At 42.8% G+C, this 21,644-nt stretch carries 20 protein-coding genes; 6 read left to right on the top strand and 14 right to left on the bottom strand.

Annotated elements, in window-relative coordinates:
* Positions 1–226: 226 nt before the first annotated feature.
* From AC3ZVC_RS08400 to AC3ZVC_RS08390, 3 genes are all read right to left on the bottom strand, one after another.
* Positions 227–1,576 (bottom strand): glucose-6-phosphate isomerase, encoded by a 1,350-nt coding sequence (locus tag AC3ZVC_RS08400; RefSeq protein ID WP_490067884.1) that lies wholly within the window; start codon positions 1,574–1,576, stop codon positions 227–229.
* A gap of 225 nt (positions 1,577–1,801) precedes the next feature.
* Positions 1,802–2,029 (bottom strand): hypothetical protein, encoded by a 228-nt coding sequence (locus tag AC3ZVC_RS08395; protein WP_490067883.1) that lies wholly within the window; start codon positions 2,027–2,029, stop codon positions 1,802–1,804.
* Positions 2,030–2,069: 40 nt separating this feature from the next.
* Complete coding sequence (locus tag AC3ZVC_RS08390; RefSeq protein WP_490067882.1) at positions 2,070–3,233, bottom strand: iron-containing alcohol dehydrogenase; 1,164 nt, start codon at positions 3,231–3,233, stop codon at positions 2,070–2,072.
* A gap of 219 nt (positions 3,234–3,452) precedes the next feature.
* Here AC3ZVC_RS08390 and AC3ZVC_RS08385 point away from each other — a divergent pair, with 219 nt between their 5' ends.
* Entirely contained in the window at positions 3,453–3,686 is a 234-nt protein-coding gene (locus AC3ZVC_RS08385; RefSeq protein ID WP_144546736.1) for a DUF378 domain-containing protein, read from the top strand.
* A gap of 68 nt (positions 3,687–3,754) precedes the next feature.
* Here the strand turns inward: AC3ZVC_RS08385 and AC3ZVC_RS08380 are convergent, their stop codons facing one another.
* The 3 genes from AC3ZVC_RS08380 to pruA all read right to left on the bottom strand — a co-directional run bounded on the left by AC3ZVC_RS08380 (position 3,755) and on the right by pruA (position 7,987).
* Complete coding sequence (locus tag AC3ZVC_RS08380; protein ID WP_214726096.1) at positions 3,755–5,041, bottom strand: Glu/Leu/Phe/Val family dehydrogenase; 1,287 nt, start codon at positions 5,039–5,041, stop codon at positions 3,755–3,757.
* 78 nt (positions 5,042–5,119) lie between these two features.
* Positions 5,120–6,319, bottom strand: a complete 1,200-nt coding sequence (locus AC3ZVC_RS08375) for an ornithine--oxo-acid transaminase (RefSeq protein ID WP_490067881.1) — start codon at positions 6,317–6,319, stop codon at positions 5,120–5,122.
* A gap of 120 nt (positions 6,320–6,439) precedes the next feature.
* Positions 6,440–7,987, bottom strand: coding sequence for an L-glutamate gamma-semialdehyde dehydrogenase (gene pruA, locus AC3ZVC_RS08370; protein ID WP_490067880.1), 1,548 nt, complete (start codon positions 7,985–7,987; stop codon positions 6,440–6,442).
* Positions 7,988–8,203: 216 nt separating this feature from the next.
* On the opposite strand from pruA, the gene AC3ZVC_RS08365 reads away from it, so the two are divergent.
* Positions 8,204–9,625, top strand: a complete 1,422-nt coding sequence (locus tag AC3ZVC_RS08365; protein WP_490067879.1) for a sigma-54 interaction domain-containing protein — start codon at positions 8,204–8,206, stop codon at positions 9,623–9,625.
* Positions 9,626–9,908: 283 nt separating this feature from the next.
* Here AC3ZVC_RS08365 and AC3ZVC_RS08360 read toward each other — a convergent pair whose 3' ends face one another.
* From AC3ZVC_RS08360 to yugI, 3 genes are all read right to left on the bottom strand, one after another.
* On the bottom strand, positions 9,909–10,274 hold the full coding sequence (locus AC3ZVC_RS08360) for a group I truncated hemoglobin (RefSeq protein ID WP_490067878.1): 366 nt from the start codon (positions 10,272–10,274) through the stop codon (positions 9,909–9,911).
* A 150-nt stretch (positions 10,275–10,424) separates the two neighbouring features.
* Positions 10,425–11,852, bottom strand: coding sequence for a Na+/H+ antiporter NhaC (gene nhaC / locus AC3ZVC_RS08355; protein ID WP_490067877.1), 1,428 nt, complete (start codon positions 11,850–11,852; stop codon positions 10,425–10,427).
* Positions 11,853–12,169: 317 nt separating this feature from the next.
* On the bottom strand, positions 12,170–12,568 hold the full coding sequence (yugI, locus tag AC3ZVC_RS08350) for a S1 domain-containing post-transcriptional regulator GSP13 (RefSeq protein WP_490067876.1): 399 nt from the start codon (positions 12,566–12,568) through the stop codon (positions 12,170–12,172).
* A gap of 435 nt (positions 12,569–13,003) precedes the next feature.
* Here yugI and AC3ZVC_RS08345 point away from each other — a divergent pair, with 435 nt between their 5' ends.
* Together AC3ZVC_RS08345 and AC3ZVC_RS08340 are read left to right on the top strand one after the other, a co-directional pair.
* Positions 13,004–14,347 (top strand): sodium-dependent transporter, encoded by a 1,344-nt coding sequence (locus AC3ZVC_RS08345; protein WP_490067875.1) that lies wholly within the window; start codon positions 13,004–13,006, stop codon positions 14,345–14,347.
* A 227-nt stretch (positions 14,348–14,574) separates the two neighbouring features.
* Positions 14,575–14,937 carry a helix-turn-helix domain-containing protein gene (locus AC3ZVC_RS08340; RefSeq protein ID WP_214726628.1) on the top strand — a complete coding sequence of 121 codons (363 nt, stop codon included), beginning with the start codon at positions 14,575–14,577 and terminating at the stop codon, positions 14,935–14,937.
* Positions 14,938–15,049: 112 nt separating this feature from the next.
* Here the strand turns inward: AC3ZVC_RS08340 and AC3ZVC_RS08335 are convergent, their stop codons facing one another.
* Together AC3ZVC_RS08335 and AC3ZVC_RS08330 are read right to left on the bottom strand one after the other, a co-directional pair.
* Complete coding sequence (locus AC3ZVC_RS08335) at positions 15,050–16,231, bottom strand: aminotransferase (RefSeq protein WP_490067874.1); 1,182 nt, start codon at positions 16,229–16,231, stop codon at positions 15,050–15,052.
* Positions 16,231–16,734: an Lrp/AsnC family transcriptional regulator gene (locus AC3ZVC_RS08330; RefSeq protein WP_214726626.1), complete on the bottom strand. Its 504-nt coding sequence runs from the start codon at positions 16,732–16,734 to the stop codon at positions 16,231–16,233. Before AC3ZVC_RS08330 ends, AC3ZVC_RS08335 begins: the two co-directional genes overlap by 1 nt.
* Positions 16,735–16,989: 255 nt before the next feature.
* On the opposite strand from AC3ZVC_RS08330, the gene AC3ZVC_RS08325 reads away from it, so the two are divergent.
* Positions 16,990–17,829 (top strand): alpha/beta fold hydrolase, encoded by an 840-nt coding sequence (locus tag AC3ZVC_RS08325; RefSeq protein ID WP_490067873.1) that lies wholly within the window; start codon positions 16,990–16,992, stop codon positions 17,827–17,829.
* A gap of 73 nt (positions 17,830–17,902) precedes the next feature.
* Here the strand turns inward: AC3ZVC_RS08325 and AC3ZVC_RS08320 are convergent, their stop codons facing one another.
* Complete coding sequence (locus AC3ZVC_RS08320; protein WP_110064786.1) at positions 17,903–18,163, bottom strand: DUF1871 family protein; 261 nt, start codon at positions 18,161–18,163, stop codon at positions 17,903–17,905.
* A gap of 119 nt (positions 18,164–18,282) precedes the next feature.
* Between AC3ZVC_RS08320 and AC3ZVC_RS08315 the strand changes: the two genes are divergently transcribed.
* Complete coding sequence (locus AC3ZVC_RS08315) at positions 18,283–19,452, top strand: MalY/PatB family protein (RefSeq protein WP_490067872.1); 1,170 nt, start codon at positions 18,283–18,285, stop codon at positions 19,450–19,452.
* Positions 19,453–20,205: 753 nt separating this feature from the next.
* Here AC3ZVC_RS08315 and AC3ZVC_RS08310 read toward each other — a convergent pair.
* Both AC3ZVC_RS08310 and AC3ZVC_RS08305 read right to left on the bottom strand, forming a co-directional pair.
* Positions 20,206–21,120, bottom strand: coding sequence for a nuclease-related domain-containing protein (locus tag AC3ZVC_RS08310; protein WP_490067871.1), 915 nt, complete (start codon positions 21,118–21,120; stop codon positions 20,206–20,208).
* Positions 21,121–21,218: 98 nt separating this feature from the next.
* A complete protein-coding gene (locus AC3ZVC_RS08305) occupies positions 21,219–21,593 on the bottom strand; it encodes a PH domain-containing protein (RefSeq protein ID WP_490067870.1) in 375 nt (124 codons plus the stop codon).
* Positions 21,594–21,644: the final 51 nt, after the last annotated feature.

The following is a 21,644-nucleotide window of genomic DNA, read 5'->3' as shown; positions in this document are numbered from 1 at the left end:
GAAAGGGATATCATGAATTCAATTTTGGAGAGATGAATCAGTTTAGCGGATATAGTATCGTTACTATTTCGTTTCGCGGATAAAACAAGAGAGTGATCCAATTTGATAGCAAAGAACGCCACAAAAAAATGAAGCTTTATTAAGGCATCTCTCCCAAACACGTTCGCAGATGCCCTTAATTTCCCAGTAAAAAAGCGTCTACCCCTCAGGCAGACGCTTCCTTTTATTACTTCAATCTCTTTTCAAGCTCAGCTTTCTTCTCTTCGAATCCAGGCTTGCCTAATAGGGCAAACATGTTTACTTTGTATGCTTCTACGCCCGGCTGGTCGAATGGGTTGACTCCCAGCAGGTAGCCGCTCATCGCACATGCTTTTTCAAAGAAATATACAAGATAGCCAAATGTGTAGGCATCCATTTTTGGAATGGAAACGATTAGGTTTGGCACTCCGCCATCTGTATGTGCAAGCATAGTTCCTTCAAAGGCTTTATTGTTAACAAAGTCTACTGTCTCGCCTGCGAGATAGTTTAGGCCATCAAGGTCATTATCCGCTTCCTCAATCGTAAGTTCATGGCGTGATTCTTCTACCTTAACAACGGTTTCGAATAGGTCACGGCGTCCTTCTTGTACATACTGCCCTAATGAATGAAGGTCAGTAGAGAAGTTTGCGGATGAAGGGAAAATTCCTTTCTGGTCTTTTCCTTCACTTTCACCAAACAGCTGCTTCCACCACTCAGCAAAATACTGAAGTCCTGGCTCGTAGTTGATCAGCATTTCAATGGTTTTGCCCTTGTTGTATAAAACATTGCGGACAGCAGCGTATTGGTAAGCAGCGTTTTCCTGAAGCTCAGACTTGCTGAAGTCTTCACGCGCCTGGGCAGCCCCGTTCATCATGTCTTCGATGTTTGCACCGCTCACGGCAATTGGCAATAAACCAACAGCTGTTAAAACGGAATAACGGCCGCCGACATCATCCGGAATGATGAATGACTCGTATCCCTCTTCTGTTGCAAGTGTTTTTAACGCTCCTCTTGCTTTGTCTGTTGTTGCATAGATACGTTTGCGTGCTTCTTCCACACCATATTTTTCTTCAAGCATCTTGCGGAAAATACGGAAAGCAAGAGCAGGCTCTGTTGTTGTACCGGATTTGGAAATGACGTTAATGGACCAATCCTTTCCATCAAGAAGATCCATTAAATCCTTCATATATGCAGAGCTGATATTGTTGCCGGCGAATAGAACCTGAGGAGTTCCGCGCTTTTCTTTTGGAAGAGCATTGTAGAAGCTATGCTGCAGCATTTCAATCGCCGCACGCGCTCCCAAGTATGATCCGCCAATACCGATTACAATAAGTACCTCGGAATCACTTTTGATTTTTTCAGCTGCTTTCTGAATGCGGGAGAATTCTTCTTTGTCGTAGTTTACAGGGAGATCAATCCAGCCTAAAAAGTCGCTGCCTGCTCCTGTTTGTTCATGAAGTGAGTGATGCGCAACTTTTACAGCATCCTGCAAATATGTAATTTCATGTTCCCCAAAAAAAGGAAGTGCTTTTGAGTAGTCAAAACGAACGTGTGTCATGAATGTCCTCCATTTTTCTCAATTTTAAACAGCAGTTTTATCGGCAAAAATAAACCTCTGCTTTTATCCCTTATACCACTTTAACCAAAGCCTCAAGCATAATCAAGAATCATCCTATATTGTAAGCGTGTCCAATTTTGACATATTTTTTACGCTCAATTGATTATTGTTATTTCCTAGCGAAAAATAGAAAAGGACCCCACTATTCGCAGAGTCCAATCAGGGTTACATAAGGTTTTTTTTATTGCTCTTTTCGTATAGATTGTTGTTTTTGCTTAAGAACTCTGCCCGTTGCTTTCCGCTGCGGGCATTTGCTTTCCGCGGGGGAGGTATGAGAGCCTCCTCAGCTTCGCCTGTGGGGTCTCCCACTCCCTCTCCTCCCGCAGGACATTGAAAAAGCTTCCTCGAATAAGCACCGCATGAAGAAAATGCGAATGCATTTTCGAGGATCAAATGCCCTCCGCTCCTATCAACTCAGTAGATAAAACTTAGTTTATAAAGATGCTCGGTAAATTGAAACTACATCATCATGATTCAATTTCGCAAAATTGCCGAATTCTCCATTGACTGTAGCTTTGTCTGCCATCAATTCAAGCTTGCTGTCATCGATCTCATAATCCGCAAGTCGTGATGGTGCACCAATGCTATTCCAGAATTCGCGCAGCTTATCAATGCCTTCCATTGCTGCCTCTTCATCTGTTTTGCCTGCTGGATCCACATTAAATACGCGAACAGCAAGCTGTTTGAATCGTTCAGGCTTCACGCTGAGGTTATGCTTCATCCAGTTCGGGAACAGGATCGCAAGCCCTCCGCCATGCGGAATATCATAAACAGCTGATACGGCATGCTCGATATTATGGGTAGCCCAGTCACCGCGGTAGCCCATGTTCAGAATTCCGTTCAATGCCATCGTACCGCTATATAAAATCGTTGCACGATGCTCATAGCTTTCAAGGTCTTCAAGCAATTTTGGTGCTGTCTCCATAATGGTGATCAGCAAAGATTCACACATACGATCCTGGAAATCTGTATTCTCTTCAAGATGGAAGTAATGTTCAAGCACATGTGACATCATATCCACAATGCCATATACAGTTTGGTTCCGCGGCACGGTGAATGTATTGACAGGATCAAGAATTGAGAATTTCGGGAACGTTACCGGGCTGCCCCATCCGTATTTTTCATTCGTTTCCCAATTTGTAATAACCGATCCGGCATTCATCTCAGAACCGGTTGCTGCCAGAGTCAGAACGGTTCCAAACGGAAGAGCCTCCGAGGCAAAAGCTTTCTTGGTTACTAAATCCCAGGCATCGCCGTCATATTTTGCACCTGCAGCGATTGCCTTAGTGCAATCAATCACACTGCCTCCGCCTACAGCCAGGAGGAATTCGATGCCTTCATTCTTGCAAATGTCAACGCCTTTGCGGACAGTTGAAATCCTCGGGTTTGGTTCAACTCCGGAAACTTCAAAAACCTCAGCTCCCAATTCATTGAGCTGTGCAATCACTTTATCGTATAAACCATTGCGCTTAATACTGCCTCCGCCATAAACAACAAGAACCTTCTTGCCGTATTGGGGAATTTCTTTTTGTAACTGGTCAAGTTGACCTTTTCCAAAAATCAATTTAGTCGGATTATAAAAGGTAAAATTTTGCATCTTCTCATCTCCTTTACCACATTATTATCTTTCAATTTAAAAGCCATTGCAAAAAGACCGATTCACAGCCAGCCACTTCCTTAATGAGACAAACAGAAAGCTTACCTAAAGCTAAAAAATATCCCTGTAACATTATGACCTACTACATGTGGTTCAATGAATATTTTTTATTCCAGTGAACAAGCTAATTATGAACCTATACTACAAGGAGGAAACATCATGAGTGGCATTCAACGTATTGCACTGGTTCTTACAATTATTGGCGCAATTAACTGGGGTTTAATCGGGTTCTTCCAATTTGATCTTGTGGCAGCTATTTTTGGCGGCCAGGATTCTGCCCTTTCAAGAATTATATATGGCTTGGTAGGCATCGCAGGTTTAATCAATTTGGGGCTATTATTCAAACCAAATGAAGAACTTGAAAGAGAGCCTGAGGCAAAGCCTACACGCTAGAATGCAAAAAATCCTTGCACTTAAGTGCAAGGATTTTTCTTTAATTTGCAATTTGCCAAGGGGATTACTTAGATCCAGCCTCTGAAGCGGGAGGCTTCAGACATTTTACGGGCACCAACCATGTAAGCCGCAAGACGCATATTCACGTTTCTCTGCTGCGCTGTTTGGTACACATTTTCAAAGGCCTGAACAAGCACTTTTTGAAGCTTTTCTGTAACCTCTTCTTCTGTCCAATAGTACCCCTGATTATTTTGTACCCATTCAAAATAGGATACCGTCACACCGCCTGAGCTGGCCAGGACGTCAGGAACCAGAAGAATCCCTCGGTCTGATAGAATTTTAGTTGCTTCAAGAGTTGTTGGGCCGTTTGCAGCTTCCACGACAATTGGTGCCTTGATATTATGGGCATTAGCAGCAGTAATCTGATTGGAAACAGCCGCAGGAACCAGGATATCACATTCCAGTTCCAGCAATTCTTCATTTGTCAAAGTGTTATCAAATAAGGTTGTCACCGTTCCAAAGCTATCGCGTCTATCCAGCAGGTAATCGATGTCAAGGCCATCCGGATCATAAAGGGCACCATAGGCATCAGAAATCGCAACCACTTTAGCGCCGGCATCATGCATGAATTTCGCCAGGAAGCTTCCCGCATTTCCGAATCCTTGAACCACAACACGTGCACCTTCAATCGAAATGCCGCGTTTTTTGGCAGCTTCCTCGATGCAGATTACAACGCCCTGCGCAGTTGCTTTTTCCCTGCCCTGCGATCCGCCAAGAACAAGCGGTTTGCCGGTGATGAAACCAGGTGAATCATATTCGCGAAGGCGGCTGTATTCATCCATCATCCACGCCATGATTTGTGAATTCGTGTAAACGTCCGGAGCTGGTATATCCTTTGTCGGCCCGACAATCTGGCTGATCGCCCGGACATATCCGCGGCTTAGGCGTTCCAGCTCGCCCATCGACATTGTGCGCGGATCACAGATGATACCGCCTTTCCCTCCGCCATAAGGCAAGTCAACAATTCCGCACTTCAAACTCATCCACATGGATAAAGCTTTTACTTCATCTTCATTCACTTCCGGATGAAAACGGACACCGCCTTTGGTTGGCCCTACCGCATCATTATGCTGAGAGCGATACCCGGTAAAAATTTTGATGGCACCATCATCCATTCTTACCGGAATCCTTACAGTCAGCATTCTTAACGGCTCTTTTAGCAGCTCATACATTTCATCTGAATAGCCGAGCTTGCCTAAAGCTTCTTTGATTACCACTTGAGTTGAAGTAAATAAATTTAAAGACTCTTCCAATTTTTGTTCAGCTTGTTTACCAGCTACTCCTGCAGCTCCCATAACGGCACCTCTTGATTAAATATTTAGGAAATTACCCCTGCATCTGTTGGATGCAGGGATTTACACTTAATCCTGAAATTAGCTTAATACTTTTTTGATTCTTTCAATTGCCCAGTCCAGCTCTTCTTCCGAGATCACTAATGGAGGGGCAAAGCGGATAACTGTGTCATGCGTTTCTTTGCAAAGAAGACCTTCTTCTTTCAATTCTTCACAATATTTGCGTGCTGGCTCATTCAGCTCCACACCAATAAACAATCCGCGGCCGCGTACTTCTTTGATGATAGGGTTATTGATTTCTTTTAATTTACCCATGAAATATTCGCCAAGCTTAAGTGAGCGCTCCGCAAGGTTTTCTTCAACAAGGACATTCATCGATGCAACCGAGACGGCACAAGCCATTGGGTTTCCGCCGAATGTTGAACCATGTGAACCAGGGTTGAATACACCAAGAACATCTTTGTTCGCTACAACACATGAGATTGGGAATACTCCGCCTCCAAGCGCTTTTCCAAGGATATACATATCCGGATCGACACCTTCCCACTCACATGCGAACATTTTGCCTGAACGGGCAAGGCCAGCCTGGATTTCATCTGCAATAAATAGGACATTGTTTTCCTTACAAGTTTCATACGCTTGCTTTAAGAAGCCTTCAGGCGGAATAACGATGCCGGCTTCCCCTTGAATTGGCTCGATCAGGAATGCGGCAGTGTTTTCAGTGATTGCTTCTTTAAGCGCATCCAGGTCACCGTAAGGAATTAGCTTAATTCCAGGAAGCATTGGACCAAAACCGCGCTTATATTCTTCTTCAGAAGATAGAGAAACCGCTGTCATTGTACGTCCATGGAAATTCCCAATACAAGCAATAATTTCAGCCTGATTATCTGCAACGCCTTTTACATCATAAGCCCAGCGGCGTGCAGCTTTGATTGCCGTTTCAACTGCTTCCGCACCCGTGTTCATCGGAAGGGCCATGTCTTTATTTGTCAGTTCACAGATCATTTCATACCAAGGTCCAAGCTGATCATTGTGGAAAGCACGTGAAGTTAAGGTTACACGGTCTGCCTGATCCTTTAGCGCCTGGATGATTTTTGGATGGCGGTGCCCCTGGTTTACAGCAGAATAGGCACTTAGCATATCCATATATTTATTGCCTTCTGGGTCTTCAACCCACACACCCTCCGCCTTAGAAATAACGATTGGAAGCGGATGATAGTTTTTGGCACCATATTTTTCAGTTTGTTCGATAAGTGATTTTGATTTAGTCGCTTCAGTCAATTAAAATTCCTCCTTTTTCAGAATAGTCCCTTTTATTGTAACGTTACGCCGGTTGTCTTTAAACTATTTACGGTTATAGCATGTGCAGGATACGAAAATCCTGCACAGTTCTTAATCATTTTAGTACATTTCAGATGTTGTCTTCGCCTGCATATGAAGCAGAATGTAGTCAGGTCCGCCTGCTTTTGAGTCAGTTCCTGACATGTTGAAGCCGCCGAACGGCTGGTATCCAACGATGGCTCCTGTACATCCGCGGTTGAAATATAGGTTTCCAACATGGAAGTCTTCGCGTGCTTTTTGGATGTGCTCACGGTTCTTCGTGATGACAGCACCTGTTAAGCCATACTCAGTGTTGTTCGCGATTTCAAGCGCATGGTCGAAATCTTTTGCTTTTGTGAAGCCTACTACCGGTCCAAAAATTTCTTCCTGCATTAAGCGTGCATCTGGCGCAAGGTCAGCGAATACAGTCGGTTTGATGAAGAAGCCTTTTGAATTGTCTCCTTCTCCGCCTGTCATCAGCTTGCCTTCTTCTTTGCCGATTTCAATATAGCTCATGATCTTATCAAATGCACCCTGGTCGATTACAGGACCCATGAAATGGCTTTGATCTTCCGGATTGCCCTGAGTTAATTCGTTTGTTAACTCGACCACGCGGTTTAATACTTGATCGTACACATCCTCCACAATTACTGCACGTGAACACGCAGAGCACTTTTGTCCTGAGAAGCCGAATGCAGATGCCACGATCGAAGTAGCAGCCAACTCTAGATCTGCTTCTTTATCAACAACGATTGTGTCTTTACCGCCCATTTCCGCGATGACGCGCTTCAGCCAAATTTGTCCATCGTTCAGCTTAGATGCGCGCTCGTTGATGCGGAGACCAACATCACGTGAACCTGTGAATGAAATGAAGCGAGTATCCTTATGGTCAACCAAATAGTCGCCCACTTCTGCACCGCTTCCCGGTACGAAGTTCAGGACGCCCTTCGGAAGGCCTGCTTCTTCCATCACTTCAACGAATTTCGCTGCCACAACAGGAGTTGTAGAAGCTGGTTTTAAAAGAACAGTATTTCCTGCCACGATTGCCGCAACGGTTGTACCGGCCATGATTGCAAGCGGGAAGTTCCAAGGAGAGATGATGATGCCTACTCCCAATGGAATATAGTCATAACGGTTATATTCATTCGGACGGCTGTTTACGGGAACACCGTCTTTAATTCTTAATACTTGGCGTGCATAGTACTCAAGGAAGTCAATAGCTTCCGCAGTATCAGCATCTGCCTCATTCCAAGGCTTTCCTGCTTCCTTTGTTAAAAGGGCAGAAAACTCATGCTTGCGGCGGCGGATAATCGCAGCAGCTTTAAACAGCACATCTGCGCGTGTTTCCGGCTTTACTTTTCTCCAAGTCTTGAACGCTTCAACAGCAGCCTGCATTGCTTTCTCGGCATGCTCGCGGTTTGCCTTTGAAACACGGCCAATAACTTCTTCTTTATTAGAAGGATTGATTGATACGATTTTATCTTCAGTGGAGATTCTCTCTCCGCCAATTAACAATTCATAATCTTGGCCTAAATAGTCTTCGACTGTTTTTAATCCCTGTAAGTATGCTTCGCGATTTTCTTCTGTTTTAAAATTTGTGAAAGGTTCATGTTTGTACGGCTGTACCATGATTCCATCCCCCTTTAAGTCGTTTTTTGCATCCGTCGTTTTATAATGCAAGAACTGTGCCAACTTTAAAAAGCGGTTAAATAAAGGTTTGTTGTTTTTGAAAGCAAAATATTTTTGCGTATTGATATGCCATTCTTATCTTTGGGTGCAAATTTCCATTGCACTATTTCAATTTAGTTTATACTATTAAATAAAATACAGGATGAGGAGACCAAAATGAATCAGCTTGAATTCGAACAGCTTCAATTAAAAAATATGATCTTTCAGCGAATTTTGGATGAAATCGATGTGGGTGTCCATGTTGTAGATGACGAAGGAAAAACGATTATCTACAATAGAAAAATGGTTGAGATAGAAGGCATGAACTATGAAGATGTATTGGATAAGAACCTGCTTGATGTCTTTTCTTTTAACCATAACGAAGACAGTACACTCCTTCAAGCCCTCCAAAAGGGTAGGAATATTAAAAACGCCAAGCAAACGTACTTTAACAATAAAGGCCAGGAAATCACAACGATTAATAACACTTTTCCTCTCATTGAGGAAAATGTGCAAATAGGCGCCATGGAAATTGCCCGCGATGTAACTAAACTTGAAAAGCTAATCAGGGAAAACATGAACAAACGAGGAGATACCCGCTACACCTTTGATAGCATTATAGGGAGCAGCGATGAGATTCGGGAAGTGATCGAGGCAAGCAAAAGAGCGACCAGGACGAGCTCGTCTGTTTTAGTCATCGGGGAAACCGGTACCGGGAAAGAACTTTTTGCGCAAAGCATCCATAACGGCAGCAGCCGCTCTTCTAAACCATTTATCTCCCAAAACTGTGCGGCATTACCTGATAGCTTGATAGAGGGTCTTTTGTTCGGTACAAAAAAAGGCGCCTTTACCGGTTCGATTGAGCGCCCGGGTCTATTTGAGCAGGCTGATGGAGGAACCCTGCTGCTGGATGAAATTAACTCTCTAAATCCGTCCCTGCAAGCGAAGCTTTTAAGAGTTTTGCAGGAAAAAACGGTCCGTCGGATTGGCGATACGAAAGATCGGACGGTTGATGTAAGAATAATCGCCACAATCAACGAGGATCCAATCGATGCAATATCGGAAGGCCGTTTGCGGAAGGACTTATACTATAGATTAAGTGTCGTGTCCCTTTTTATACCTCCTTTACGGGAGAGAACAAAAGATATCCAGGACCTCGCTCAATTTTTTATTGAAAAATACAATCAGCTCTTTGGAATGAATGTCGCTGAGCTCGATGAAGACGTAATGAGCAAATTCGAGCAATACGAGTGGCCTGGGAATGTCCGTGAATTGGAGCATATTATTGAAGGTGCCATGAATCTTATCGACCAGGAAGAAGTCATCAGCTACGTCCACCTGCCTCTCCATTTCCGCAACAAACCGCAATTCAAGGAGGAACAGCACGAGACCAGCACGATGGACGACCTGCTGATCCAGAAAAACAAGCCGATCAAGCCGCTTGAGCAATACATCCAGGAAGCTGAAACCTATTATCTAAAGAAAGTGCTCAAGCATCATGGCAATAATATAACCCAAGCCGCAAAATCTCTTGGCATGAGCCGGCAAAACCTGCAATACAGGCTGCGAAAGTATGGAGTTAAGAAGGAGAATAGCTAATTTAGGCTGCGAGTAGGCGATTCGTTGAAATATTGGAATTTTCGTTGATATAATGTGGTTTTACGTTGATATATTGAAAAATCCGTTGATATAATCGGATTTTCGTTGATATTTCTAAAAGGGCGGGGATTGCTGCTTTGGGAAGAGACAGCAATATAACAGTTTGTCGCGGTTATATTCAGAATTCCGCGGATAAAACGGGTATATCCGCTCTTTTTCCAAGCAAAAGTACGTCAGACAGCTATTATTAGCTAAAAAAAATAAAGGCTCCCCGCGGGGAGCTTTATTTGTATAGAATATCATCCCGAAGCGCTGCAACTCGGGTTAATGCTTCGTCAATATCCCTCTCGCTCACGCCGAAGTGGGCAAGCGCGTCATGGAGGTGCTTGGCGATGGCGTTAAAGTGTTCCGGCTGCAAGTTCATGCCTTCGTGTGCTTTTGCCATCGAGTTGCCTGAATATTGATTAGGCCCTCCCAGCGCATAGCTGATGAATTTCGATTGATGGCGTTTCTGTTTAACCATATCAGTGTGCTCGAAGAATTGATTGACGGTCGGATCCTTCAATACTAGCTCCTCATAAAAATAATCCACTACCTTTTCAATGGCTTCCGCTCCGCCTACTTTTTCGTATAATGTTTGCTCTGACATAACTGTCACTCCTTTCAACAAAATGTATTCTTTGACAAAGTGAAAGCCCCTATTCATAAATTAACTGGGTTGCTTCAATTTACCTTTACCCAGTTAATTTTCCAATAATCAAAATAAAGCGAAAGGCTCTGAAATATTCAGAGCCATCTTTTAAGATGCCTTTTGTTCGTTTGCTTCCATTTCTTTTCTCTCTTTATCACTCATAAAAGTAATTTTGTAGCCAAGCATGGCAAAGATGATGGCCAGGATTGGCACGGTGAAATTCAATATCGCATATGGGGCGTATTCAAATGGATGCACGGCTAGTGTCGAAAAAATAAACACCGCGCAGGTATTCCACGGGACAAATACAGAAGTTACAGTCCCTCCGTCCTCTAGTGCGCGAGAAAGATTTTTGGATTGCAGATTTTTATCCTTATAGGCCTGTGCATACATTCTTCCAGGCAGCAGTATGGATATATATTGCTCTGCTGCAGCAATATTTGTGAAAAAGGATGATAGAACCGTAGTAGCTACAAGACTCCGAGCTGAACGGGCAAGCTTCAAAATCTGATCGACAATCGCTTTTAGCATTCCTGTCTGTTCCATGACACCGCCAAAGGTCATCGCGACAATGGTCAGTGAAACGGTGTACATCATATCATCGATGCCGCCTCTGTTGAAAAGGTCATCCACAAGGCCATTTCCGCTTTCAATCGAAAATCCGCCCTGCAGCGTATTTACAGCATCTCCTGCTGAACCACCTTGAACGAAAATATGGCAGAGCCAGCCAAGCACTACTCCAGCCGCCAATGCAGGCAGGGCCGGAACTTTTTTGGCTACCAGAAAGATAACCAGTACAGGCACAAGCAGAAGCCAAGGAGAAATGACGAAGCTCTCTGAAAGCACCTTCATTACCTCTGTAATATTTTCATTATCTAATGCACTGCTGCCAAACTGCCTGCCCATAATCCAATACGCAATGACCGCAATCACCAGAGCAGGGATGGTCGTGTAAAACATGTGGCGAATATGTTCAAATAAGTCCGTGCCGGTAATCCCTGCAGCCAAATTAGTTGTATCGGAAAGCGGCGACATCTTGTCCCCAAAGTACGCACCTGAAATAATGGCTCCTGCCACCATTGGATCCGGAATGCCCATACTGATTCCAATTCCCATGCCTGCAACCCCGATCGTTCCCATTGTGGACCAGGAGCTTCCAATCGCCAGTGTAACAATTGCACTGATAACGCATATTGAAACTAAGAACATTGAAGGCGTAATAAGTTTTAATCCATAATAAATCATCGTTGCGACAATTCCGCCGCCTATCCACGAACCAATCGTCAAGCCTACCATAATGATAATAAGGATGGCAGGAAGAGCCAATCGAATCCCTTTATAAAAGCCTTCTTCTATATCGTTCCATTTAAATCCATAACGCCAGGCAATGAAAGCGGATACAATTGTGCCTGTAATTAATGGTACATGCGGGCTTCCCTCAAATTTTACAATCGTGACAGCCATAACAGCGATCATTACGATTAACGGCAGCACAGCCATCCAGAATGGAATCTTCATCCCTCTCGTTTCTTCCATATAGGTTCCTCCTTTAAATAATATTTCTGTTTCAATTGTCCTGTTGATTTCCGCTCCCCTTAGAGTATCCTTTGCAAGATTAATGCCAAAACACAAAATTACGTCACTTTTCTGAATTCTCCCGATAAAATGTATCAGCTAGGAGTTTCTATGTAATTTACAATGCAAAATATTTTGTCGAGCGCACGCTCATTTTGCATGTAGAAGCAAATATTTTTTGCGCATTTAAAGTTCTTTTGCCAGCACAGCCAGTGACTCTGATTCAGCTTTATAACCAATAAAATAAAAAACCGGGCAAAAGCCCGGCTTCCCATGTATTACTTCTTGATAAAATCTTCGCGCTGGGATTGTTCAATCCACTCTTGAAGCTTATCTTTAAGTGTGTTGAATCCTTGTGCAGATTCGTCTTCCATTTTAATTGGTGCTGCCTGGCGTTTGCGAGGCTTTTTAGCTTTTGCTTCTGCTTGAGGCGCTTCTTCAGTTGCGCGGATTGATAATCCGATTTTACCTGCTTGTTCATCAACAGATAAAACTTTTACTTTTACTTCGTCGCCCACTTTAAGATGCTCGTTAATATCTTTAACGAATCCGTGAGTTACTTCGGAAATGTGGACTAATCCTTGTGTATTCTCATCCAGTGCAACGAACGCACCGTATGGCTGAATACCCGTAACCTTTCCTGTAATAACACTGCCTACTTCGATTTTCTCAGACATGAAAACACTCCTATTTAAATTCAAATTTTATCTCTTTATACGCAATAAAAAATTATACCATAACTTAAGGAAAATATCAAAAGTGAAAATGGATTAACAATAAACCTATTTTATTCCATTTTATATTCCATCCTCATTTCCGCTTCAGGCAGTCCAATGCTCCTCGGCGCCCGCCTAAAGCCAGCGGGGTATCCCTTTGACCCGATTCTCCCGCTGGAGTCTCACCCCTTCCGCTCGAATCAGCATGGTGCCAATATCAACACTGAGCTTTACCGAGCCTAATATAAAGGAAACATTCTGCAAACAATAGAATCACCCTACACAATTTTCGTAAATCATAGTAAGATGGACAAATATCTTTTTTGGGGTCTTTACTACATAAGGGTAAAAGTTCTCCAGCTAAAGAATTTGTACATCATTTTAAAGGAGTTATTTATGAAAAAACATGAACAATGGACTTCAAAACTTGGCTTTATTTTAGCCGCAGCGGGATCTGCCATTGGCTTGGGAGCTATATGGAAGTTCCCTTATATGGCTGGCACAAATGGGGGCGGAATCTTTTTTGCCATTTTTCTTCTCTTAACCATTTTTATTGGCGCTCCCATTTTAATTGCTGAATTTATTATTGGCCGCAAAACACAAAAAGATGCTGTTACAGCTTACAGGATTTTAGCACCCGGAACTGGCTGGCATTGGCTTGGGATTGGCGGAGTCGCTGTCTCGTTTATTATCCTTTCCTTTTATAGTGTTGTCGGCGGATGGATTCTTTCATACCTGTGGAGAAGCTTTACAGGTACTTTAACCGGCCTTTCACAGGCGGAATACGCAACCCTCTTTGAAAATATTATTGCGAATCCAACAGAGGTTGTTGTTGCGCAATTGATTTTTATGCTTATGACTATTTCAGTTGTCCAAGGCGGCATTCAAAAAGGGATCGAACGGGCAAGCAAATATATGATGCCTGCTTTATTTATTCTTTTTGTCATCTTAGTTTTCCGTTCGCTTACCCTGGAAGGTGCGCTCAAGGGAGTAAAGTTTTTATTAAAGCCTGATTTTAATAACCTGAATGCCGAAACGGTCCTTCTTGCGCTTGGACAGTCCTTTTTTGCACTGAGCGTAGGGATTTCCGTCATGGTTACCTATGCGTCTTACCTTTCCAAAGAAGATAACCTGACAAAATCGGCCTTCTCCGTAGTCGGCTTAAACATTATCATATCCCTTTTGGCCGGCTTGGTTATTTTCCCTGCGGTTTTCGCTTTGGGATTTGAACCTGGTGCCGGACCAGGTCTGGTATTTGTCGTACTGCCTGCCGTATTTAATGAAATCACGTTTGGAGGTATCTTTTTAACCATCTTCCTCGTGCTGCTTTTATTCGCTACATTAACATCCGCTTTTTCCATCCTGGAAATTGGGGTGGCAGCCCTGGTAAAGGATAAAACCGAAAAAAGAAAAACAGCGGCATGGTCTTTCGGATTGCTTATTTTCCTTGCAGGCGTTCCAAGCGCCCTTTCATTTGGCGTTTTGTCGGATGTACTGATTTTTAATAAAACCATTTTCGATTTGGCTGATTTTATCACCAGCAATATCGGCCTTCCGCTTGGAGCGTTATTTATTTCTCTGTTCGTGGGATATAGAATCCCCCGTCAAACTGTAAAGGAGGAACTGAATGCCGGCACAAAGGGGATTGGCCTGATCTTTGACTTATGGTACCTTTCCATCCGGTATCTTGTCCCCGTGGCAATCATATTTGTTTTCCTTCATTCGTTTGGGATTCTATAGTTAATTTAGTGAAACTCCCGTCATTGCAGCTTTTTAACACCAGGGAACCAAACAGGCGAGTCCGGACTGTTTGAACTCCCATTCACGCTCTTCGGAATTCCTGAGGAAACTCTTACTGTCCGGTCATGCCGGAGATGTTAACGAAATGTTCACGAAGAGCATCCATAACAAACAGCCCCACATGATAAACTAGTAATAGGAGAAAATGATAAAAGGGGTGATGGATCATGTCAAACATCGGCAATAACATAAAGGCATGCCGGGAACGTGCGAATATGTCCCAACAGCAGCTTGCGTTAAAAGTGAGGGTTGGAACTGGTACCATTGCAAAATACGAAAACGGGGATCAAATTCCGGATACCCAAACTGTTTTAAAAATTTCAACAGCACTTGATATACCTGCTTCAGAACTGCTTGAACAGGAGCTGCAGACAAACCAGACTGGAATCGATTATGAAATTGAACAGCTTGTACGTGAAATAGGCACAAAAAAGGCAAAGCTCATACTAAGAAAAGCAAAGGAAATCAGTGAAGAGGATTTTCTGAGGGTTATGCAAATGCTCTACGAAATCAAATATCATAATAAATAAATTTTAAAAACCAAGTATAAAAAGGGGAATACTGGTTAGCCTTGTAGTATAAGGCTTTCTAGTATTCCCCCCCCTTTTTGAAGTTGACAATCTGTTATGGATTGTCCTTTTTTTATGCCTTTTGACTTTGTCTTCGTTCAAGGAAACGGCCGATCCGCTTTATGGCCTCCTGCAGCTGTTCCATGGACGTAGCATAGGAGCAGCGCACATGTCCTTCCCCGCTTTCGCCAAAGATATTGCCCGGCACGACTGCTACTTTTTCTGCCAATAATAGCTCTTCTGCAAATTCTTCTGAGGTTAAGCCTGTACTTTCAATAGACGGAAACGCATAAAATGCTCCACCCGGCACATGACATGTTAATCCAAGCTCATTAAGTGACTGAACAAAATAGTTCCGCCTGCGCCGGTAGCTTTTTTTCATTTCTTCTACATCTGCCCTGCCTGTTTTTAAAGCCTCCAGGGCAGCGAATTGCGCCATAGTCGGAGCGCACATCATCGCATATTGGTGGATTTTAAGCATAGCCTGAGAGATTTCCTCGGGCGCGCAAACAAACCCCAGCCTCCAGCCTGTCATCGCAAACCCCTTTGAAAACCCTGAAATTAATATCGTTCTCTTCCGCATACCGCTGATGGCAGCAAAGCTTGTATATTCTCCCTCATAAGCCAGCTCTGCATAAATCTCATCTGCCAGCACTAGCAGATCATACTTTTCTGCGATCTGCGCAATTTCCTGGAGCTCACTTTTGCTAAGCATTGTTCCTGTCGGATTATTCGGAGAACAAAGCATAATCGCTTTTGTTCGTCCTGTGATTGCTTTATCCAGCTGTTCAGGCTGAATTTTAAAACCGAACTCCTTTAGCGTTTGCACTTGTACAGGCACCCCGCCCGCAAGAGCTACCAAGGGGACATAGGAAACAAAGCTAGGTTCGACAACAATCACTTCGTCACCGGGATCGAGGATGGCTCTTAGAGTAATATCCAAGGCCTGGCTCGCTCCGACTGTGACGATGATTTCCTTTTCAGCAGAATAGGACACACCGAAGCTTTTCTGCAAATAACCCGCAATCTCTTCCCGAAGCTCCAATAAACCGGCATTGGCCGTATAAGACGTATACCCTTGTTCAAGGGACAGGATCGCAGCCTCCCTTACAGACCAGGGCGTAACAAAATCAGGTTCCCCCACACCCAGGGAGATGACGCCTTCCATTCCTGCAGCCAGGTCAAAAAAGCGGCGAATTCCCGAAGGCTTCAGCTCTTCAACCGTTTTGGAAAGATACGTTTTTGTACGGTTCATTACGGAGACACCACGATTCGTTTGTCATCTTCATTTTGTTCAAAGATTGTTCCGTCATGCTTATATTTTTTCAAAATAAAATGGGTCGTCGTAGACAGGACCGAATCGAGTGTTGACAATTTTTCAGAAACAAACCGTGCAACCTCATTCATGGAACGGCCCTCAATAATGACGGAAAGATCATAGGCGCCAGACATTAAATACACAGATCTTACCTCTTTAAAGCGATAAATTCTTTGGGCAACCTCATCAAAGCCTACCCCGCGTTTAGGAGCAACCTTCACATCAATCATAGCCGTAACACCCTCATGCCCATCCACCTTCGACCAATCAATAACCGAATTATATCTGACTAAAACCTTTAATTCCTCAAGCTTTTCTAACGCCTCATTTGTCTCTTCAATGCTCAATTCAGCCATTTTCGCAATGTCTTCAACGGGGATCCGCGCACTATTATTTTCTAAAATTTCCAAAATTTCTATTTGTTTATCTGTTAATTTCATCTTTGTCGCTCCTATCCTTTAGTGTTTTACTCTATAAAATAGTTCCATTATAGCAAAAACTGCCGAAAATATATGCGTCACTTATATATTTTTTTAAATTTATAAAATCCTATGTGTCAGGATGGAGATTGAGGGGAAAATATAGGGAAACATCAGTTTTCGGGCCTATTTAGCACGCTGAAGCCAACGATCCTGTCAGGGATTGCTGCCCGTTAATTTCTTATCGTTTAGTTTAAAACAAGGAGGGGAACGCCAATGGAAGAGGTAACTTTTTCAGGAACAGAACCGATTAATGGTACTGAGGTTTACTATGAGTATTATAAACATGAATCTTCCAGGGAAACCCTGGTCCTGCTGCATGGCTTCCTGTCATCCACGTTTAGCTTTCGCAGGCTGATTCCTCTATTGAAAACGGAATTCAATGTTGTTTCCATTGACTTGCCGCCCTTTGGCAAAAGCGGGAAGTCCCGCCAGTTTGTTTACTCATACAAAAATCTGGCGAAAACAGTCATCGTGCTATCAGAAAAGCTTGGCTTTGAAAAAGTTACATTAATTGGCCATTCTATGGGAGGACAGATTGTTCTAAATGTCGCCCATTCCAGGCCTGAACTCGTAGACCAGGCGGTATTGTTATGCAGCTCCGGCTATATGAAAAGGATGAAACCCCATATTATCTTTTCCAGTTACATACCTTTCTTTCATTTGTATGTAAAATTATATTTACAGCGTTCCGGGGTCAAGCAGAATCTGAAAAATGTCGTCCATGACCATTCCATGATCGATGACGAGATGCTCTATGGATATTTATCGCCATTTTTAGAGGATGATATTTTTCGTGCATTAACCAGGATGATCCGCGACCGGGAAGGGGACTTGCCGCCGGCTGCCTTGAAAAGGATTGAAACTCCATGCCTGTTAATTTGGGGAGAGCATGATAGGGTCGTTCCGCTTCACATCGGGAAAAGACTGAATAAAGATTTGAAGAACTCCAAGCTGGTTATTTTAAAAGATACCGGTCATCTCGTACCTGAAGAACGTCCGGAAGATGTCCTTCAGCATATAAAAAGGTTTATGAAGACTGCAGAGAGTGTATAGACGAAAAAACGGCATACCGGGTAGGGCTGCCGTTTTATTGCAGTCTAAATTGCTAACTGCCGTATTAGAATAATTAAATGGTGCATGAACCATTATTCTTAATATCAAGAAGCTGGGCGGATATTTCCTTGCATTTTTCCAAGGGGATGATTTCTTCAAAGGAGAATTCATATATGGATTGTATTTTCCTTGCAAGCTTGTCCCTATCATCGAGATCGTGAACAGCCTGGACTGAATCTGCGATTTCTGTATCATAATTCCCTGGTCCGATTCCAAATGGATCCCATTGATCCAGAGTGTGGACAAGCAAAAGGTTTGTTTGCTGAATTTCCATGTTTTATCACCTTTTTATCGTACGGCTGCCAGATTGAAGCCGCTTTGTTTTAATTTTTAGTATCAATATCATATCATAGAGTCAGGATACATAAAAGAATCATATAGGCGGTGACAGGAATGAGTCAATTTAATTTTCATCAGAAAATCGCACGGGAAAATACAGCTTCTGTTAAATGGGATATGACCAAGGCTGTTTTCGGCACAACAGATGTATTGCCAATGTGGGTGGCGGATATGGACTTTCAGCCACCTGAAGAAGTAAAGAAAGCACTTGAGGAAAGATTGGATCACGGCATCTTTGGATATACATACGCTCCTGATTCTACTTCTGAAGCGATCATGCAGTGGCTCAGCAGGCGGCATAGCTGGGAGATTAAAAAAGACTGGCTCCTGTACAGCACCGGAGTCGTTCCATCTATCGCAACAGCCATCCAGGCTTTTACCGAAAAAGATGATAAAGTGATGCTGCAGTCTCCGGTGTATACACCTTTTTTCGAAATGATCAAAAAAAATGGCCGAACAGTTGTTAATTCCCAGCTGAAGCTCGAAAACGGCAGATATGAGATTGACTTTGAGGATTTTGAAAGCAAGCTTAAGGAAGGCGTGAAGTTATTCCTGTTGTGCAACCCGCATAATCCGGGAGGAAGAATTTGGACTGAGGAAGAGCTGCTGAAAATCGGAGAGCTGTGCGTTAAATACGATTGTATAATTCTCTCGGACGAAATCCACTCCGATTTGATTTTCAAAGGAAATAAACATATACCGATTGCTTCTCTCGATCAGCAATTCGCTGATATTACAGTCACATGCATCGCTCCGACGAAAACATGGAACCTCGCAGGAATCCAGGCATCCGCTGCTGTCATCAGCAATGAACAACTGCGGAAAACCTTCCAGGAGGAACAGGGCAAACAAGGCTTTTTCACCCTTTCCGCCTTCGGAATCATCGGTATGGAAGCAGCCTACCGCCATGGCGAAAAATGGCTGGATGGATTAATGGACTATCTGGAGGAAAACAAGAAAGCAGCCGCAAAGTTTATTAAAGAAGAATTACCTGGCATTACGATGATTGAGCCTGATGGTACATATTTATTATGGCTAGACTGCCGCGGGCTTGATATGAATGATGAGGAGCTTAGAAAGCAACTCCTGGAAAAAGGTAAACTCGCCCTCGAACCAGGACCAAAATACGGCCCAGGCGGTGAAGGATTTGTCCGCATGAACATCGCCTGCCCGCATGAGGTCTTGGCGGATGGACTGGAGAGACTGAAGAGAGCTTTGGGATAAGATGGGGAATGAGCACGGAGGAGGGTTCCGTGCTTTTATTCTTTCTACCCGGGCCTAAACTTGTTATCATCATGAGATGAAACAGTGCCATTAAATAATCTAACTACAATAAGAGATTCCCTTAACAAGATTCGTGGTTACTCAACTGGATTAACTACAAAATTCGTTACAATGCCTCATTTTTGTCGTTAACTATATGGATTAACCACTATTTTTCACTTACTGCCTCAAGTTTCGGCGTTAATCATAATGATTAGCTACCATTTCCGTTTCAATGCCTCCAGTTTCGGCGTTAATCATAATGATTAGCTACCATTTCCGTTTCAATGCCTCCAGTTTCGGCGTTAATCATAATGATGAGCTACCATTTCCGTTTCAATGCCTTCAGTTTCGGTGTTAATCATAATGATTAGCTACCGTATCCGTTTCAATGCTTCTAGTTTCGGCGTTAATCATAATGATGAGCTACCATATCCGTTTCAATGCCTCCAGTTTCGGCGTTAATCATAATGATGAGCTACCATTTCCGTTTCAATGCCTCCAGTTTCGGCGTTAATCATAATGATTAGCTACCATATCCGTTTTAATGCCTCTAGCTTCGGCGTTAATCATAATGATGAGCTACCATATCCGTTTTAATGCCTCTAGCTTCGGCGTTAATCATAATGATGAGCTACCATTTTCCGCTTACCACCCATAGTTTCGTCGTTAATTTATAAAGATTTACTTCAAAATTATACTAAAATTAATGGCCTACTTACTAACGTAAAAAGAAGATTTGGCTCTTCCTTTTTTCTCATAATTCCTCGAAAGGATCCTTTGTATTACTTTAGTAGAACTAATTATGCTGCACCATTCATAAATACCATTTGAGGTAATCTTCATTTTCGGGAAAAGGGTTTTAAACTCATCCACGCTTCTCAGAACGGCGGAATCAATTTCATCTTTGTTACCGCAGTCGTTGCATATTAAGGTGCCTTGCCTAAATGGAACCAGAAATGATGAACAAGATGAGCACGGGATCCCTTTTTCAAGCTGCTCATAGGTATATTCAGGAATTCGTAAAAAAGGATTTTCTTTCAAGCAACGAGAGATTAACTGTTCTGCAAGCCTCACATTTCTTGCTTTTGATGCTGCGGGCGTACCTTTTAATTTTTCTATAAAGCGGTTTAGTTGGGCTGGAAAAATAGCGGGCAGATTCTTTGGGGCTTGGTAGAGTTGGAAGCCGGGGTTAACGAATACTAGATTCGATTTGATGGGAAGGTTGAAGCCAAGTTCTTTGAGGATTCCTCTTAAAAGTGTTTCGCTCCTTTGCAGCTGAAGGAGGGGATTTTTTATCTCTGCTTTTGAAATTAGTGAATACCACCTCTCATTATCAATGTAGTAATCACCTTCATAATTTTTTACTTCAAAAATATAAATGGTACCGCTACTGATGAGCAGAGCATCAGTTTGAAACATTGTATTGTTGCTTTCCAGCAAAAGGTCATTCAGAATGATCCAATCATCCGGCAAATCCTTTAGCATCCTGTCAAACTGCAGTTCACCAGCAGTTCCTTTTTCTAAATTAAGATAGTGATTTTCATCCTTCACTGATAATTCCAGACGGCGATACAAATAGCGTAACACTTTTAACTCTTCTGATTCAAAGCGAGGTTTTATAATCATATTTCACAACCCTTCTTTAAGATAAATCCATTCTATGAAAATTTTACTATTTTAACAAGCAAAATAAACCCCTTACCGGCTGCCAGTAAAGGGTGGTATTACAGTACATATTCAGCAAGAACGCTTTGTACTTCGTATATATTTAAGCTTTTGTTAAATTGCTTTTCAATTGGCTCTTCTGAACCTGAAATCCAAATCTTCAATTCAGCTTCCAGATCGAAACTGCCTGCGGTTTCAATGCTGAAGTGGGTAATGCTTTTATATGGGATAGAGTGGTATTCTACTTTTTTCCCTGTAATCCCCTGTTTATCTACCAGGATAAGGCGCTTGTTTGTAAAAATGAATAAATCTCGGACCAGCCGATAGGCTTTTTCCACTTGTTCGCTCGGAGCCAGTACCGCTGCAAATTCCTCCTGAACCTCTTCAATTTTCGCTTCAGAAGCATTGCCTATAAAACCATCGAATAATCCCATGTAAATAACCTCCTTAACAAGGGTTGATTCTATTATACGAATAATATCGGA

It is taken from the genome of Cytobacillus sp. C11.1 (assembly GCF_058145115.1).
This window is presented reverse-complemented; position numbering and strand designations above follow the sequence as displayed.

Excerpts from the sequence above, each read along its gene's own strand:
- AC3ZVC_RS08400 (WP_490067884.1), bottom strand. The coding sequence starts at position 1,576 with ATGACACACGTTCGTTTTGACTACTCAAAAGCACTTCCTTTTTTTGGG.
- AC3ZVC_RS08390 (WP_490067882.1), bottom strand. The coding sequence starts at position 3,233 with ATGCAAAATTTTACCTTTTATAATCCGACTAAATTGATTTTTGGAAAA.
- AC3ZVC_RS08385 (WP_144546736.1), top strand. The coding sequence starts at position 3,453 with ATGAGTGGCATTCAACGTATTGCACTGGTTCTTACAATTATTGGCGCA.
- AC3ZVC_RS08380 (WP_214726096.1), bottom strand. The coding sequence starts at position 5,041 with ATGGGAGCTGCAGGAGTAGCTGGTAAACAAGCTGAACAAAAATTGGAA.
- pruA (WP_490067880.1), bottom strand. The coding sequence starts at position 7,987 with ATGGTACAGCCGTACAAACATGAACCTTTCACAAATTTTAAAACAGAA.
- AC3ZVC_RS08365 (WP_490067879.1), top strand. The coding sequence starts at position 8,204 with ATGAATCAGCTTGAATTCGAACAGCTTCAATTAAAAAATATGATCTTT.
- AC3ZVC_RS08360 (WP_490067878.1), bottom strand. The coding sequence starts at position 10,274 with ATGTCAGAGCAAACATTATACGAAAAAGTAGGCGGAGCGGAAGCCATT.
- nhaC (WP_490067877.1), bottom strand. The coding sequence starts at position 11,852 with ATGGAAGAAACGAGAGGGATGAAGATTCCATTCTGGATGGCTGTGCTG.
- yugI (WP_490067876.1), bottom strand. The coding sequence starts at position 12,568 with ATGTCTGAGAAAATCGAAGTAGGCAGTGTTATTACAGGAAAGGTTACG.
- AC3ZVC_RS08345 (WP_490067875.1), top strand. The coding sequence starts at position 13,004 with ATGAAAAAACATGAACAATGGACTTCAAAACTTGGCTTTATTTTAGCC.
- AC3ZVC_RS08340 (WP_214726628.1), top strand. The coding sequence starts at position 14,575 with ATGTCAAACATCGGCAATAACATAAAGGCATGCCGGGAACGTGCGAAT.
- AC3ZVC_RS08335 (WP_490067874.1), bottom strand. The coding sequence starts at position 16,231 with ATGAACCGTACAAAAACGTATCTTTCCAAAACGGTTGAAGAGCTGAAG.
- AC3ZVC_RS08330 (WP_214726626.1), bottom strand. The coding sequence starts at position 16,734 with ATGAAATTAACAGATAAACAAATAGAAATTTTGGAAATTTTAGAAAAT.
- AC3ZVC_RS08325 (WP_490067873.1), top strand. The coding sequence starts at position 16,990 with ATGGAAGAGGTAACTTTTTCAGGAACAGAACCGATTAATGGTACTGAG.
- AC3ZVC_RS08320 (WP_110064786.1), bottom strand. The coding sequence starts at position 18,163 with ATGGAAATTCAGCAAACAAACCTTTTGCTTGTCCACACTCTGGATCAA.
- AC3ZVC_RS08315 (WP_490067872.1), top strand. The coding sequence starts at position 18,283 with ATGAGTCAATTTAATTTTCATCAGAAAATCGCACGGGAAAATACAGCT.
- AC3ZVC_RS08310 (WP_490067871.1), bottom strand. The coding sequence starts at position 21,120 with ATGATTATAAAACCTCGCTTTGAATCAGAAGAGTTAAAAGTGTTACGC.
- AC3ZVC_RS08305 (WP_490067870.1), bottom strand. The coding sequence starts at position 21,593 with ATGGGATTATTCGATGGTTTTATAGGCAATGCTTCTGAAGCGAAAATT.